Below are 14,207 nucleotides of genomic sequence, written 5' to 3'. Positions count from 1 at the left end.
CAGAAACTGGCTCCATGTTCGAGGGAAATCTTCACCGGCAGTCGGGGTATGCTTGAGTTCGCTCACTACCCGATCATGGCGCAAGTGGAGCTAAATGGATAGCCCATATATACGTACAGTATATCGCGAGTTTTTACGGTAAGGCGTAGCGTGTCCGCAAAGGCGAACGCGGCACCCGGCCGCCGCCATTCAGTTCAGCGCAAGCATGACCGCGGCCGCCATCACGATGGCTGCAAGACACACGGCGACAAACAGATCGTACGGATAACGCATCGTGCTTCTACCATGGGTTTTTGAGTTGAGTGACGCAAAGACTCTCATGATAGGCAAGCTTTTTCCGTTTGACTGTCAGACATTGCAAGAGAGAAGAGATGAGCCCCACGACCGTTTCCACCACCCCGCCGGCGCGCGACATCGAGTTCTGGTTCGACTTCGGCAGCAACTACAGCTACCTGAGCGTGATGCGTATCGAGGCCGAAGCTGCGGCGCGCGGCGTGCGCATTGTGTGGCGGCCGTTTCTGCTCGGGCCGATTTTTCGCGCGCTCGGTTTTGACAATTCGCCGTTCGTGCTGCAGAAGGAGAAGGGCGCCTACGTCTGGAAAGACATGGAGCGGCAGTGCCGCAAGTACGGCATTGCGTTGACACGTCCGAGCGTTTTTCCGCGTGCCGCATTGCTTGCGATGCGCGTGGCGTTGCTCGGCGCCGAGCGGGAATGGATCGCTGCATTTTGCCGCGAAATCATGCAGCAGAACTTCGTGCATGACCGCGATATCGGCTCGGTGGAAGTGGTGAGCGAAGCGCTCGTGACACTCGGCTTGCCCGCGCAGCAGATCGTCGAAGAGGCGCAAAGCGACGCGAACAAGCTGCGTTTGCGAGAACAGACCGAAGCCGCCGCGGCCAAAGGCATTTTCGGCGCGCCGACGTTCTTTGCCGGCGACGAAATGTTCTGGGGTAACGACCGCCTCGAAGACGCGCTCGACTTCTGCTATTCGTCGCCGTGCTGACAGAAGCGCCGGCCCGGCACATGCGACACGACGGCCTGCGCGATCTCCAGCGGTGTGCTCTCGGCGGGCACGACACGGCGGCTTGCTTCCGGCGTGTGCTTCATGGTCCATTCGACGAGCCGGTATGAACGTCCCCAAGGCGGTTGCAACGGGTCCGAGACCTTGCATGAGTGAATCTGCCGGACCCATTCGTTGTCAGGCATGGCGCGCAGATGCTCGAATACCGCGTCCTCAACCATGGTTTGACCTCCTTCTTTTCGCAGGCATGCAGCCTGTCTTCTGGCGCGTCGGCGAACATCGCTGAAAAAAACGCCGCCGATGATCTGGCGGCTCAACAGGGGATGTTGAGCAGCATGGTTACAGCAAAGAATTAAGCGAGACTTAAGAGCGCGTAAATGGCTGTTCGGCGCCCTCGTGCACCCTTGCCCTCAAGGCGCCGGAAAAAGGGCCGTTATAAAAGTAATCGACCCCGGTAGTCGACCGCGATAGTCGACTCCGCTGGGGGCCTTCGGCCTGGCACCGCTGATAACTGCTGATAACGTGACCTATCCTGCCCAAACGCCGCTTTCCGAGCGTCTTCGCTCGCTCGTCGATACCGTGCAGCACAACGAACGCACGTTGCGCCGCTTTCAGGACGTGGAGCTGCGTTTGATCGGCGCCCAGGACTTCGCGTCGTTTCTCGATACCTTGTTCGGCCACTTGCCGCGCGAATTCTCGCTGTCGGCGGTCACGCTGTGGCTCGACGAACGCGCGCCGATGTTGCTCGAACTGCTCGAGCCCGCCGCGCTGCGCGCAGTAGATCACGCGAATCTGAAGACCTCGCGCGAAGCTCGCCTGGTGGCGCAGCGTCTTTGCGAAGACGGCGAGCCGTGGCTCGGCCAGCCGGCCACGCTGGACCCCGCGTCGCGCTGCGCATTTTTCGGCGAGGCGCCCGCGCCCGCGAGCGCGATTCTCCTGCCGCTTGCCGCCGGCAATAGCGTGAGCGGCTATCTGTGCCTTGGCAGCGACGACGCGAGCCGCTTCGTGCCCGGCATGGCGACCGACATTCTCGAGCGCTTCGCGAGCATCGTGACGGCGAGTCTCGACAACGTCGCGCATCGCGAGCGGCTCAAGCAACTGGGCATGACGGATCCGCTGACGGGCCTGTCCAATCGACGCTATTTCGACGAGCGTCTGCGCGAGGAATTGATGCGCGCCGCGCGCTATAGCGTGCCGCTTGCATGTCTTTTCATCGATGTCGACAGTTTCAAGCGGATCAACGACACCTACGGCCATCAGACCGGCGACCGCGCGCTTGCCGCGGTGGCGGCTTGCGTGCGGCAGCAGGTGCGTCTTGGCGACACGGTCGCGCGCTATGGCGGCGAGGAGTTCGCCGCGCTGCTGCAAGGCGATCGCGCCGACGCGCAAACGGTTGCCGAGCGCGTGCGCGCGGCGGTCGAAAAACTGGCCCTGCTCGACGACGATGGCGAACGCATCGCGTTGACCGTGTCGATCGGCGTGGCCGCGCGCACGGTGAGCGGCTCGCCGGCCGACGCCCTGGCGCTGGGCCGCGCGATGATGGACGAGGCCGACCGCGCGATGTATCAGGCAAAGCACAACGGGCGCAACCGCGTGGAAGCCCTGCGCAAAGCGTCGACGGACTGCGCGCTGCGCTAGCGGCGGGGTCACGACGGCTCGCGAGGACGCGCACCTCACGCATCCGGCGGCACGCCCAGCAACTGCAGCGAGCCGCCCGTCACCGCGCTGAACACCGGTCCGGCCACGGTGCCGCCGTAAAACGCCTTGCCGGCCGGGTCGTCGATCATCACGGCGACGATCAGGCGCGGATCGCTCATCGGCGCCATGCCGACAAAGAGCGCGCGGTAGCGGTTCTTCGCGTAGGTCGCGCCGACCTGCTTGCGCGCGGTGCCGGTCTTGCCGCCGACACGATAGCCCTCCACCGTCGCGGCGCGTCCGGTGCCGCCGTCGCCCGTGGCCATTTCAAGCATCGAGCGGATCGCGCGCGCGGTGGCCGGCGTGGTGACGGCGCGCTGTCCCTGCGCGGCCGACGCCGCGTCGGCGCTCTCGCGCACGAGGCGCACCGGGTGCAGGGTGCCGTCGCCGGCATAGGCGGTGTAGATCTGCGCCATCTGCAGCAGCGACGCCGAGAGCCCATAGCCGTACGCCATGGTCGCCTGCTCGATGGGACGCCAGCGCTTGTACGGCCGCACCTTGCCGGACGCCACGCCCGGAAAGGTCAGCTCCGGCCGTACGCCGAGCCCGTATTCCTGGTACTTCGCCCAGATTTTTTCAGCCGGCAGATTCAGCGCCAGTTTCGCGAGCGCAATATTGCTCGACTTCTGCACGGCCTCGGCGACGGTCATCGCGCCATGATTGGACGTGTCGTGGATCACCGCCGGGCCGATCTTGTACCAGCCCGGCGCGGTGTCGACGACGCTTTGCGGCCGCACCTTGCCTTCGTCGATGGAAAGGGCGACGACCAGCGGCTTGATGGTCGAGCCCGGCTCGAAGGTGTCGACCACCGCGCGGTTGCGCAACTGCCGGCCGGTCAGGCGCGCGCGGTCGTTCGGGTCGAAGCTCGGGTAGTTGGCGAGCGCGAGGATCTCGCCGTTGCGCGCGTCGAGCACCACCACGCTGCCCGCCTCCGCGCGATGTTTCGCGATGGCTTCCTTCAGTTGCGCATAGGCGAGCTGCTGGATGCGCCGGTCGATTGTCAAATGAATCGTCTCGCCGTTCTGCGCGGGCACGAGCGGCCGCGTTTCGGACACCACGCGGCCCAGCCGGTCGCGGATCACTTCGCGATGGCCCGGCACGCCCAGCAACTGGTCGTTGGCGGCAAGCTCGACGCCTTCCTGGCCGTTGTCCTCGATGTCCGTAAAGCCGACCACGTGAGCCGCCGACTCGCCTTCCGGATAAAAGCGCTTCGAATCGGCAATTTGCGTGGTGCCCGCGAGACCGAGCTTGGACAGATGCTCGGCCGTGTCCGCGTCCACCTGGCGTTTGAGCAGCACGAAGGTCTTGTCGCCGTTCAGACGGCGCTGCAATTCCGCGAGCGGCAGATCGAGCAGTTTCGAAAGCGGCGGCAGCGCGGCTTCGTCGAGCAGTTTGGGCGATGCCCAGATCTCGTAGGTCGCAAGACTGACGGCGAGCATCGAGCCATTGCGGTCGACAATGCGCCCGCGCGTTGCATCGAGCTCGATGGTGCGTTGATAGCGCTTTTGCCCCTGGTCGACGTAAAAGTCGCGATTCACCACCTGAACCCAGAACGCGCGCCCGGCGAGCGCGGCGAAGGCGGCGAACACCAGCACGACGATGAGTTTCGAGCGCCACATCGGTAGGCGCGCAACGAGTAACTGGTTTTTCGCGACCGGCGCGTAGGGCTCGGGCGGCGGGGATTTTTTCTTCTGGATCATGGGCGGATAAACAGCGGATAACAGCGGACAAGCAGCGAATTAACTGGCGGCACGGCTCATTGTAATGAGAACGTAATCTGTGTGCGAGATTACCGCAAGCAACGCTGTGAGCAACGAAGCAGAAAAGCAGGCCGGCAACCGCCCGCGCCAGGCGCAAAAAAGCCGCGCGGACTTTTAAATCCGCGCGGCTGGTTTCGTTCGATTGATGCGTCGATGTCGACGCGGCGTGTTAAAGAGGCGCCCGCCGCCTGTCGGGCGCCTTCTTTTTCATGAATGCGCCTTCACGCGTGCACCCTCATGCGGGCAAAGCGAAGCTCGAAATCGCCTCGCGCAGCACGCCCACCTGGTCCTTCAGCGAATGGGCGGCCGCGGCGGCCTGCTCGACGAGCGCCGCATTCTGCTGCGTGACCTGATCCATTTCGCCGACCGCGCGATTCACCTGCTCGATGCCCGCGCTTTGCTCGCGTGACGCGTTGCTGATCTCCTCCAGAATCTCGTTCACGCGGCGCACGGACTGCACGATTTCGCCCATCGTCGAACCGGCGTTGGAGACCAGCGACGCCCCGGCTTCCACCGTGCTGGTGGACGTTTCGATCAGCGCCTTGATCTCCTTGGCAGCCGTGGCCGAGCGTTGCGCGAGACTGCGCACTTCGGCCGCGACCACCGCGAAGCCGCGGCCCTGCTCGCCCGCGCGGGCCGCCTCGACGGCCGCGTTCAACGCGAGAATGTTGGTCTGGAAGGCAATGCCGTCGATGACGCCGATGATGTCGCCGATCTGCCGCGAACTCGTCGTGATCTCGCCCATCGTGCGGACCACATCGTCCACCACGCGGCTGCCGCGCGTGGCGACGTCGGCGGCCTGACCGGCGAGCTGCGCCGCCTGCTGCGCGCTGTCCGCGTTCTGCTTCACGTTGACCGTCATCTGATCCATGCTCGACGCGGTCTGCACCAGCGCGGCCGCCTGTTCTTCCGTGCGCTGCGACAGATCGGTGTTGCCGGCGGCGATTTCGCTGGCGCCGACGTTGATGTTTTCGGTACCGGCGCGCACCCGCGAAACCGTGTCGACGAGACCCGCCTGCATGGTCTGCAGCGCATGCAGCAGGCTGCCGGCATCGTCGCCCTTGACCGGCACGCGCACCGCGAGATTGCCGCGCGCCATCAGCTGCGCATGTTCGACGGCCACTTCGAGGTCGCCGCCGAGCGAGCGGCGGATGCTGCGCAGCACGAGCAGCATGATGCCCGTGGCGATGCCGCCGAGCGCGACCGTGATGGCGAGCCAGCGCAGGAGGCTCGCGTAGAACGCGTGCTGCACGTCGTCCATGTACATGCCGGTGACGAGATACCAGTCCCACGGCTGGAAGTGCAGCGAGTAGCTGGTCTTGGCCACCGGTTTGTCGCTGCCCGGCTTCGCCCACAGATAGTCGACAAAGCCGCCGCCTTCGCGATTGCCCGCGTTGACGATATCCACGAACAGATGGTTGCCGGCCGGATCCGCGAATTGCGCGAGATTCTTGCCGACCATCTCTTTCTTGAACGGATGCATCAGCATGACGGGCTGCGAGTCGTTGACTGAGATGTAGCCGTCCTTGCCGTAGCGCATCGACTCGATTGTCGCCAGCGCCTGCTTTTTCGCTTCGTCTTCGGTGATGGTGTGCTGTTGCGCCAGCGCGTAGTAGCGGCCGACCACGTGGTTCGCCTGGTCGATCAGCGACGTGAGCTGATCGCGCCGGTCGGCGATCATCGACGCACGGGTTTGCCATGCGCCGAAACCGCCGATCAGAATCAGGCCGAACCAGAGGACAGCGATCATTGAGGCCAGTTTTTTGTTCAGAGTCATAGCAAGGTCGTGCTCGGCAAAGGGTCGATCGGATTCGCTGGGTGTGTCCCGCTGAGTGGGTTTACGGCAGCTTTCAGTTTCTTCCTGAGGCAGGGGAAACCCCTGCCGGCCAGCGCGTTTCGTCTGATTAAAGAGGGGCTCCCCGGACGGTGGGAGGGGAAGGAGGTTATCGAGCCAGTTTGGCTGCGGGTATTAATGCATTAATGCAGGCCAATATAGTCAATTGCGTTAATGGTTATTATCTGGTTAATCTCGCTGCAGGCACGTAAAATAAGGCGCGTAAATAATCCGACTCATAGGGTCCAGAATTAATTTTTAACGCCTGCAGTCAGCCGGCTCGGGGCAGCCTGCCCGCGGGCAAGGGCGCCGCGTCACAAATCCACAAATTGCCACTGAACTCCAAAACGTCTGACGCGCCAATTTCAGCAAAAAACGACACATTTTTCCACTTAAAGGCAAGCCCCGAAAAGCGTAGCCGTTCAAATGACGAATAAATGAAAATTCCGCTATAGTCGCCATTTTCCAGTCGCCAGCCGGGCAATTAGAGCGCCGATAAGCCACTCAATAAGCACCCAATCAGCCCGCCAGTAGGCCGTCACCAGGAGTACAGAAAATGAACGCCCGCGAACCCGCCTTTGTCTCCGCTTCACGCAGCGCACGCCTGCGCCAGATGCTCGTCAGCAACGAACTCGAATTCATGATGGAGGCGCATAACGGCTTGTCCGCGCGCATCGTCCGCGAAGCCGGTTTCAAGGCGATCTGGGGCTCGGGCCTTGCGATCTCCGCGCAGTTCGGCGTGCGCGACAATAACGAAGCCAGCTGGACGCAGGTGGTCGACAACCTCGAATTCATGGCCGACGCGAGCGACCTGCCGATTCTGCTCGACGGCGACACCGGTTACGGCAACTTCAACAATGTGCGCCGCCTCGTGCGCAAGCTGGAACAGCGCGGCATTGCCGGCGTGTGCATCGAAGACAAGCAGTTTCCGAAGACCAACAGCTTTATCAACGGTGAGGCGCAGCCGCTTGCCGATATCGACGAATTCTGCGGCAAGATCAAGGCGGGCAAAGACTCGCAGTCGGATGAGCACTTTTCGATCGTCGCGCGCGTGGAAGCGCTGATCGCCGGCTGGGGCATGGACGAGGCGCTGCGCCGAGCGGAAGCCTACCGCCGCGCCGGCGCGGACGCGATCCTGATTCACAGCAAGCTCTCGCGCCCAGACGAGATTCTGGAATTCGCGCGCGAGTGGGCGGGCCGCGCGCCGCTCGTCATCGTGCCGACCAAGTACTACAGCACGCCGACGGAAGTGTTCCGCGAAGCCGGCATCAGCACGGTGATCTGGGCGAACCATCTGATTCGCGCGGCGACTTCGGCCATGCAGGCTGTCGCGCGCGAAATCCACACGAGCGAAACGCTCGTCAACGTGGAAGACCGGATCGCCGCCGTCAACGAAATTTTCCGTTTGCAGGACGCGGACGAATACTCGGAAGCAGAAGACCGCTATCTGTCGAGCGGCCGCGCGGCAGGCTCCGCGGTCGTGCTGGCGGCGAGCCGCGGCAAGGGGCTCGAAGCCGTCACGCAGGACCGCCCCAAAGTCATGCTGCCGATTGCCGGCAAGCCGCTGTTGCGCTGGCTCGTCGACGCGTTCAAGAAGCAGGGCGTCAACGACATCACGGTGGTCGGCGGCTATCGCGCCGACGCCATCGATACAGCGGGCATCAAGCTCGTCGTCAATGAAAAGCATGCCGAGACGGGCGAACTCGCGTCGCTCGCGTGCGCGCTGGACAAGCTCTCGGGCGATGCCGTGATTTCCTACGGCGACCTGCTGTTCCGCAGCTATATCCTGCGCGATCTGGTGGAAAGCGAGGCGGCGTTCAGCGTAGTGGTCGATTCCTCGCTGACCGACGCGGAAAATGCGAGCGTGCGCGACTTCGCGTGGTGCTCGGCCGCCGACGACCGGGGGCTCTTCGGCAACAAGGTTCTGCTGCGCCATGTGTCGAGCGGACAGGAGGCGTCGTCGGCGATCGCCTCGCAAACGCCGCATGGCCGCTGGGTCGGCCTCCTGAACGTGCGCGGCGAAGGCCGCGAGCGTCTGCAGGCGGTCATGCGCCAGTTGCAGGCGTGCGCCGATTTCGCGTCGCTCGATATGCCCGCGTTGCTGAACGCGCTGATCGAAGCAGGCGAATCCATCGAGGTGCAGTATGTGCACGGCCACTGGCGCGGCGTCAACGACCTCGAAGACTTCCGCCGCGCGGGCGACTTCGCGCACGGCCAGACGCCGCTCGCAGCGTCTGTCGGCGGTGCGGGCTCCGACATGGCGAATGGAGCGGCGCAATGATCGAGGCTGCGCAGTTCGTCGAGGCGGCGCGCGAACGCGGCTTCGACTGGTATGCAGGCGTGCCGTGCTCGTATCTCACGCCCTTCATCAACTATGTGCTGCAGGACGAGTCGCTGCACTACGTGTCGGCGGCGAACGAAGGCGACGCGGTCGCGTTGATCGCGGGCGTCGCTCTCGGTGCCCAAGGTGGACGCCGCGGCATCACGATGATGCAGAACTCCGGGCTCGGCAACGCGGTGAGCCCGCTGACCTCGCTCACGTGGACCTTCCATCTGCCGCAACTGCTGATCGTTACATGGCGCGGCCAGCCGGGCGTGGCCGACGAACCGCAGCATGCGCTGATGGGCCCCGTGACGCCGGCCATGCTCGACACCATGCAAATTCCCTGGGAGACCTTCCCGACAGAAGTCGATGCAATCGGCCCGGCGCTCGACCGCGCCATCGCCCATATGGACGAGACGGGCCGCCCGTACGCGCTCGTCATGCAAAAGGGCAGCGTCGCGCCGTACGAACTGAAGGCGGGCGACGCCGGCGCACGCCGCGCGCCCGTCGCGGCGCGCGCGGAATTCGTCGGCGCGGCGGAGAGCGAACGCGCGTCGCGTCACGACGCGTTGCAGAAGGTGATCGCGCACACGCCGCCCGACTCGACGGTGGTGCTGGCATCGACCGGTTTTTGCGGGCGCGAGCTGTATGCAATCGACGATCGTCCGAACCAGCTGTACATGGTCGGCTCGATGGGCTGCGTGACGCCGTTCGCGCTCGGTCTCGCGCTGGCGCGTCCGGACCTGCGCGTGGTCGCGCTCGACGGCGACGGCGCCGCGCTCATGCGCATGGGCGCGTTTGCGACGCTCGGTGTCTACGGTCCGGGCAATCTCACCCACGTGCTGCTGGATAACGGCGCGCACGACTCGACGGGCGGCCAGGCGACGGTCTCGCCGCAGGTGTCGTTCGCGGGCGTCGCGGCGGCGTGCGGCTATGCGTCGGCGGTGGAGAGCGACGATCCGGCCGTGCTGGACCGGCTGTTCGAATCCGCACCGCTCGACGGCCCGCGCTTCGTGCGCCTCGTCATTCGCCGCGGCACACCGGACGGCTTGCCGCGTCCCACCATCACTCCGCCCGATGTGAAAGCGCGTTTGATGCGCCACATCGGCGCCGCCTGAAGTCAAAGGAATAAGCGCCCATGCTGCTGCTCAATCCCGGCCCAGTGACGCTCACCGAACGTGTCCGCCACAGCCTGTTGCAGACGGACCTGTGTCACCGCGAAAGCGAGTTTTTCGATTTGCAGGAAGAGGCGCGCACGCGTCTCGTCGAGCTCTACGGCCTCGACGCGACCGAATGGCAGGCCGTGCTGATGACGGGCTCCGGCACAGCCGCCGTCGAAAGCATGACGGCCGCGCTGGTGCCGCAACACGGCAAACTGCTGGTGGTGGAAAACGGCGTGTACGGCGAGCGCATTGCGCAGATCGCCGCGCAGTACGGCATCGCGCATGAGGCGTTGAAGCACGACTGGTTAGAGGCGCCGGATCTCGCGAAAATCGCCGAACGTCTCGACGCGGACAAGGCGTTCACGCATGTCGCCGTGATCCATCACGAAACCACGACCGGGCGACTGAACGACCTGGCGGCGCTCGGTGCGTTGTGCCGCGCCCGCGGGCTGCGTTTGCTGGTGGACGGTGTGAGCAGTTTCGGCGCCGAAGCGATCGATTTCGCCGACACGTGTCTCGACGCAGTGGCCGCGACCGCCAACAAGTGCCTGCACGGCGTGCCGGGCGCGTCGTTCGTGCTGGTGCGCCGCGCGGCCCTCGCGCAGGCCGCGAGCCGTACTTACTACCTCGACCTCGGACGGCTCGCGCGTCTGCAGGATCAGCGCAACACGCCGTTCACGCCGTCGGTTCATGCGTACTACGCGCTCGTCGAGGCACTGCGCGAAATCGCCGATGAAGGCGGCTGGCGCGCGCGTCATGCGCGTTATGCGGCGCTCGCGGAACAGGTGCGCGCGGGGCTGGCCGAACGCGGCATCGGCAGTGTGCTGGCGCCGCAGGAATCGTCGGTGGTGTTGCGCGCGTACCGGCTGCCGGACGGCGTCGCGTATGCGCAATTGCATGACGCGCTGAAGGCGCGCGGCTTCGTCATCTATGCGGGGCAGGGCGGGCTGTCGGCGGAACTATTCCGCATTTCGACGATGGGGAACATTCATGCGGCCGATATCGACCGGCTGTTGCAGGGGTTTGACGAGCTGGTGAGGTGAGGGGCTGAGGGACTGCTGCGGGGCTGGCGGCTTGCAGCGGTTGTGGCGGTTGCAATGGTTGTGGTGCTTCAGGCTTTGCAGCGACTCAAGCAGGTCAGCGCCTCGACAGCGCCTGACGCGGCTCAGCGGCGGCTCAGCGGCGGCTAAGTGGCTCAGGCAGCCGGGCGGCTTCGGCGGCTCATACGGCTCGGCGGCTCATCGGGTCCCACGGCGCAGCGCGCCGGTCTGCAAGTGACACGCAGCGGCTCAGCGACTTACGCCGGCCCCCGGCCACGCGGCGGGCGTCCGCCGAGGCCCCACTTCACATCCCTTCAAACCGGATCCTTGTCGGGCGGTCCTTCCGGGCGCTGCGGCTCCTCATTGTGATGGCCGGGCGACGGCGGCGTCAGCGGGTCGCCTTCCGGATCGCGGGTCGGGTCGGCGTTGGGATCGGGAATCGGGCTCGTGTGCATGTCGTAGCTCATTGCATCACCTGTGGTTGAAAACTGTGTGATGGCGCGACGGCGGCTGCCGTGTTCTTCAAGGGTAGGCGCTTTTGGGCTGGGTGTCCCGGCGGCTGTTTTTGTCTCTGCTTGCCTCGGCTTGCCTTTGCCCGCCTTTGCCTGCCTCTGCTTGCCTCTTCTGCCGGCCGCGTTGGTCGCGCTCCTGCTCCTACTTTTTCACGCGACGGCCCACGCTGAGTTGCCAATAGCGCTCGGTCGCGAAGACGTCGTCGTAATTGCCTGGGCCGAAGGCGCGCAACTGGCTCTGGTACGCATGCACGGCTTCGCGCTTGATCTGGGCGCGGCGCTGCATGTCGATGGTATGACCGGCGCTCGGGTTGGCCGGAGTCGCGACGATGCCGCGTTGCGCGAGATCGGCGAGCCGCGCCTGCACGACGCCCGGCGTGCACCGGTGAATGGCTTCCTCGTAGCCGAACCACGCGAGGTGCGACAGGCGCGGCAGGATTTCGCAGCAGGCTTCGAATACGCGCACATGATCGTCGTGATGGAGGCCTAGCGGCATCAGCAATGTGTTGGCCGTAGTTCGATAAATGGTTTCCTCCAGTTCGGCCGCCATTTTGCTGATTGACGGCGAATCGGAATACTGGCTTTCGCGAAACGGCATGCGCAGCGGAATGGCGTCGAGCAGGTCCAGCGCGCGGTTGTCTTCGAACGTGCGCTCGTGGATCGCTTCATACGCGCTGCCGAACCCCGACTTCTCATCCCATTCCGTATGCATCGTATGCTCGGGCGGCGCGGCGAACACGGTGCAGACCGCCGCGTCCGGATGGGCCGCGAGCAATGCGCCGCAACTGAAGACGGCATCGTCGAAATGCGGTGACACGATGAAGAGGCGCGGGCTGGTTTCGCTCATGGGCAATCGGTGGGTTCGAAACGCATGCGCCGCAATTAACGGCGTACGTTGCGTCACAATCGCGGCGTCACATCAGCTTAGGCGGAATTGGAGCGAGTTGCGCGGCTGATTCGCAGTCGAGTGCTGTTTGGTGGCGGTGGCGAGCAGTGCGAGTCTTTGCGCAAGCCATGTGCCTGTCCCTGCGTGCGAGGCTTTTTGCATGCCTGATGGGTCAAACGGGTCAAGCGGGCGGGGCCCGCGCGTCATGCGCGTCATGTGGGCTCGCCGCCGTCGCTGGCCAGCTTCGCCGCGTGCCTGAACGCTGCCACGATCCTTGCAACGATATCTTCGCGCAAACGGGCGTTGCCGGTTCGCAGCGCGAAGGCGGGATGCCAGGTCGGCACGATGATGCGCCCGCCATGATGGATGGCGCGTCCTACATATTCCGGCAGATTGACGTGCGCGCCCGTCAGCGCTTTCAATGCGGTCGCCCCTAACGCGACGACCACGCGCGGCGCAAGCTCTCCGAGTTCCTTTTCGAGCCAATACTGACAAGCCTCGACCTCGCGTTGCGCGGGCGTGCGATGAATGCGCTCGTGCCCGACGATCTCCCATTTGTAATGCTTGACGGCATACGTCAGGTACAGCGACGCGCGATCGAGTCCAGCACGCGCGAGCACGCTGTCAAGCAACCGGCCGGCCGGACCGGTGAAGGGCACACCGTGCTCGTTTTCGTGTTCGCCGGGTTGTTCGCCGACGATCATGATGCCAACGCCAACGCCAACGCCAACGCCAACGCCAACGCCAACGCCAACGCCAACGCCAACGCCAACGCCCGCATCAAAGCGAAGGCCCGCGCCGCAACTCGCGCCCATCCCTGCGCCGACGCCCGGCACAGCCCGCTTCGCGTTGCGCCACAACGCGCAACGCCTGCAGGTATCGAGCGCACCGGCGGGCTTGCGCAGCGGTGGCGTTACCGCCGAATAGTCGACCGGCGGCGCGGCCGGCACAGTCACGGCGGCGTCTTGTCCCAGCGGAAACAGGCGCTCGCGTGCGAGATGTCCGGGCAACGGCGGCCCTTCGGGCGGGGTTCGCCAATGCCGCAACGGCACCGGCGGCCCCCCGCCGCTGACGACCTCGGCATGGTAGGCCAGCCACAGCGCCTCAGTGGGTTCGCTGGTGACGGCCTCGCCCGCCATTGCGGTGTCGGTCAGAAGCTGCGCGGCGTCCTCCGGTTCCACCTGCGACGTGTGCAGCAACATGCCGTTCCACAGCGCGGCGCCTTGCGGCGTGGCCAGCATCCACGTGGAGTAGCCCATGCGTCCGGCGAAGCGGTCAGCGGCGTATTCGAGCAGGTCGTGATGCGGCTCATACCAGCCGACGAACTCCGGCGCGCCAAACGACGGATCGCGCCTTCTGAACAGCGTGAGGTTCAGCATGTCCTCGGTTTCGCGCTCGACGGCCCGCACGCGATGATCGAGCAGGGCGCCGTCGCTGTCGTTCGTGTCGAGAACTTCGCGTTCGCCGCGCGTCCAGCGCCACAGGATCCTATAGAGCAGCGCCCAGCGGTCGCGCGCGCGGAAGCACGCGGCCGCTTTCAGCCAGCCGAGCAGTTCGCGGGGGATGGCAGGCGTGGCGGCGCCAGTCGCGGCGCTCGAGGGCCCGGCTTGCGACGCCTCACCGGGCGGTAGAGTCCCTGCCGCGGGCTGAGCGCGGCCGACAGGACCAGCGAGTTCCTGCGCGCCTTGCAGGCATTCCACCCATTCGATCTGATCTGGCCGGGCGCCCTGCCGCAACAGCGAGCGGGCCGCGTCGCGCCAGGCACGGAAAGACGGAGCGATGACAATGCGGTTCATGCGAAAGCGCCCTAGCCGGGCGAAACCCGGCAAGCGCGAGTTCACGGCTAGCTAAAATACTGTACGGATATAAGGGCTATCCATTTAGCTCCACAATTTCACATTATGGTGAAGCTTTGACCTTTGGCGGACGTTGCGCGATCTGGCGATACGTGACGGGTTCGGCCACTACGGCC

The 14,207-nt window shown here is 64.9% G+C and carries 11 protein-coding genes; 5 read left to right on the top strand and 6 right to left on the bottom strand.

Annotated features, from left to right (window positions below):
* The first annotated feature begins 371 nt into the window (after positions 1–371).
* Positions 372–1,004 (top strand): 2-hydroxychromene-2-carboxylate isomerase, encoded by a 633-nt coding sequence (locus tag HV711_RS32170; RefSeq protein ID WP_028360313.1) that lies wholly within the window; start codon positions 372–374, stop codon positions 1,002–1,004.
* On the opposite strand, the gene HV711_RS32165 is transcribed toward HV711_RS32170, so the two are convergent.
* Positions 986–1,243 (bottom strand): DUF2866 domain-containing protein, encoded by a 258-nt coding sequence (locus HV711_RS32165; protein WP_013591665.1) that lies wholly within the window; start codon positions 1,241–1,243, stop codon positions 986–988. The genes HV711_RS32170 and HV711_RS32165 overlap by 19 nt on opposite strands.
* A 301-nt stretch (positions 1,244–1,544) precedes the next feature.
* Here HV711_RS32165 and HV711_RS32160 point away from each other — a divergent pair, with 301 nt between their 5' ends.
* Positions 1,545–2,660 (top strand): GGDEF domain-containing protein, encoded by a 1,116-nt coding sequence (locus tag HV711_RS32160; protein ID WP_028360311.1) that lies wholly within the window; start codon positions 1,545–1,547, stop codon positions 2,658–2,660.
* Positions 2,661–2,695: 35 nt separating this feature from the next.
* Here HV711_RS32160 and HV711_RS32155 read toward each other — a convergent pair whose 3' ends face one another.
* Together HV711_RS32155 and HV711_RS32150 are read right to left on the bottom strand one after the other, a co-directional pair.
* Entirely contained in the window at positions 2,696–4,417 is a 1,722-nt protein-coding gene (locus HV711_RS32155; RefSeq protein ID WP_035481302.1) for a peptidoglycan D,D-transpeptidase FtsI family protein, read from the bottom strand.
* A gap of 295 nt (positions 4,418–4,712) precedes the next feature.
* Positions 4,713–6,254, bottom strand: coding sequence for a methyl-accepting chemotaxis protein (locus HV711_RS32150; protein ID WP_013591668.1), 1,542 nt, complete (start codon positions 6,252–6,254; stop codon positions 4,713–4,715).
* A gap of 613 nt (positions 6,255–6,867) precedes the next feature.
* Between HV711_RS32150 and aepX the strand changes: the two genes are divergently transcribed.
* From aepX to HV711_RS32135, 3 genes are read left to right on the top strand one after another with little or no spacing between them, the layout of a single operon-like run.
* Positions 6,868–8,592 carry a phosphoenolpyruvate mutase gene (gene aepX / locus HV711_RS32145; protein ID WP_035481304.1) on the top strand — a complete coding sequence of 575 codons (1,725 nt, stop codon included), beginning with the start codon at positions 6,868–6,870 and terminating at the stop codon, positions 8,590–8,592.
* Positions 8,589–9,752, top strand: a complete 1,164-nt coding sequence (gene aepY, locus HV711_RS32140; protein WP_035481305.1) for a phosphonopyruvate decarboxylase — start codon at positions 8,589–8,591, stop codon at positions 9,750–9,752. The genes aepX and aepY overlap by 4 nt, the downstream gene beginning before the upstream one ends.
* A gap of 20 nt (positions 9,753–9,772) precedes the next feature.
* The gene (locus HV711_RS32135) at positions 9,773–10,840 is read left to right on the top strand and encodes a 2-aminoethylphosphonate aminotransferase (RefSeq protein WP_028360307.1); all 1,068 of its coding nucleotides are present in this window, start codon (positions 9,773–9,775) and stop codon (positions 10,838–10,840) included.
* A gap of 311 nt (positions 10,841–11,151) precedes the next feature.
* Here the strand turns inward: HV711_RS32135 and HV711_RS32130 are convergent, their stop codons facing one another.
* The 3 genes from HV711_RS32130 to HV711_RS32120 form a co-directional block, all read right to left on the bottom strand.
* Positions 11,152–11,304, bottom strand: coding sequence for a hypothetical protein (locus HV711_RS32130; protein WP_013591672.1), 153 nt, complete (start codon positions 11,302–11,304; stop codon positions 11,152–11,154).
* A 187-nt stretch (positions 11,305–11,491) separates the two neighbouring features.
* Positions 11,492–12,196, bottom strand: coding sequence for a PIG-L family deacetylase (locus tag HV711_RS32125; RefSeq protein ID WP_013591673.1), 705 nt, complete (start codon positions 12,194–12,196; stop codon positions 11,492–11,494).
* Positions 12,197–12,447: 251 nt separating this feature from the next.
* Positions 12,448–14,031: a DUF4130 domain-containing protein gene (locus tag HV711_RS32120; RefSeq protein ID WP_175145607.1), complete on the bottom strand. Its 1,584-nt coding sequence runs from the start codon at positions 14,029–14,031 to the stop codon at positions 12,448–12,450.
* Positions 14,032–14,207 lie beyond the last annotated feature (176 nt).

The sequence above is a fragment of the Paraburkholderia phenoliruptrix genome (assembly GCF_902859825.1).
In the GTDB taxonomy this organism is placed as follows: domain Bacteria; phylum Pseudomonadota; class Gammaproteobacteria; order Burkholderiales; family Burkholderiaceae; genus Paraburkholderia; species Paraburkholderia phenoliruptrix.
This window is presented reverse-complemented; position numbering and strand designations above follow the sequence as displayed.

What these genes read in the sequence shown, in the direction of transcription:
- HV711_RS32170 (WP_028360313.1), top strand. Translation starts at nt 372, where the DNA reads ATGAGCCCCACGACCGTTTCCACCACCCCGCCGGCGCGCGACATCGAG.
- HV711_RS32165 (WP_013591665.1), bottom strand. Translation starts at nt 1,243, where the DNA reads ATGGTTGAGGACGCGGTATTCGAGCATCTGCGCGCCATGCCTGACAAC.
- HV711_RS32155 (WP_035481302.1), bottom strand. Translation starts at nt 4,417, where the DNA reads ATGATCCAGAAGAAAAAATCCCCGCCGCCCGAGCCCTACGCGCCGGTC.
- HV711_RS32150 (WP_013591668.1), bottom strand. Translation starts at nt 6,254, where the DNA reads ATGACTCTGAACAAAAAACTGGCCTCAATGATCGCTGTCCTCTGGTTC.
- aepX (WP_035481304.1), top strand. Translation starts at nt 6,868, where the DNA reads ATGAACGCCCGCGAACCCGCCTTTGTCTCCGCTTCACGCAGCGCACGC.
- aepY (WP_035481305.1), top strand. Translation starts at nt 8,589, where the DNA reads ATGATCGAGGCTGCGCAGTTCGTCGAGGCGGCGCGCGAACGCGGCTTC.
- HV711_RS32135 (WP_028360307.1), top strand. Translation starts at nt 9,773, where the DNA reads ATGCTGCTGCTCAATCCCGGCCCAGTGACGCTCACCGAACGTGTCCGC.
- HV711_RS32130 (WP_013591672.1), bottom strand. Translation starts at nt 11,304, where the DNA reads ATGAGCTACGACATGCACACGAGCCCGATTCCCGATCCCAACGCCGAC.
- HV711_RS32125 (WP_013591673.1), bottom strand. Translation starts at nt 12,196, where the DNA reads ATGAGCGAAACCAGCCCGCGCCTCTTCATCGTGTCACCGCATTTCGAC.
- HV711_RS32120 (WP_175145607.1), bottom strand. Translation starts at nt 14,031, where the DNA reads ATGAACCGCATTGTCATCGCTCCGTCTTTCCGTGCCTGGCGCGACGCG.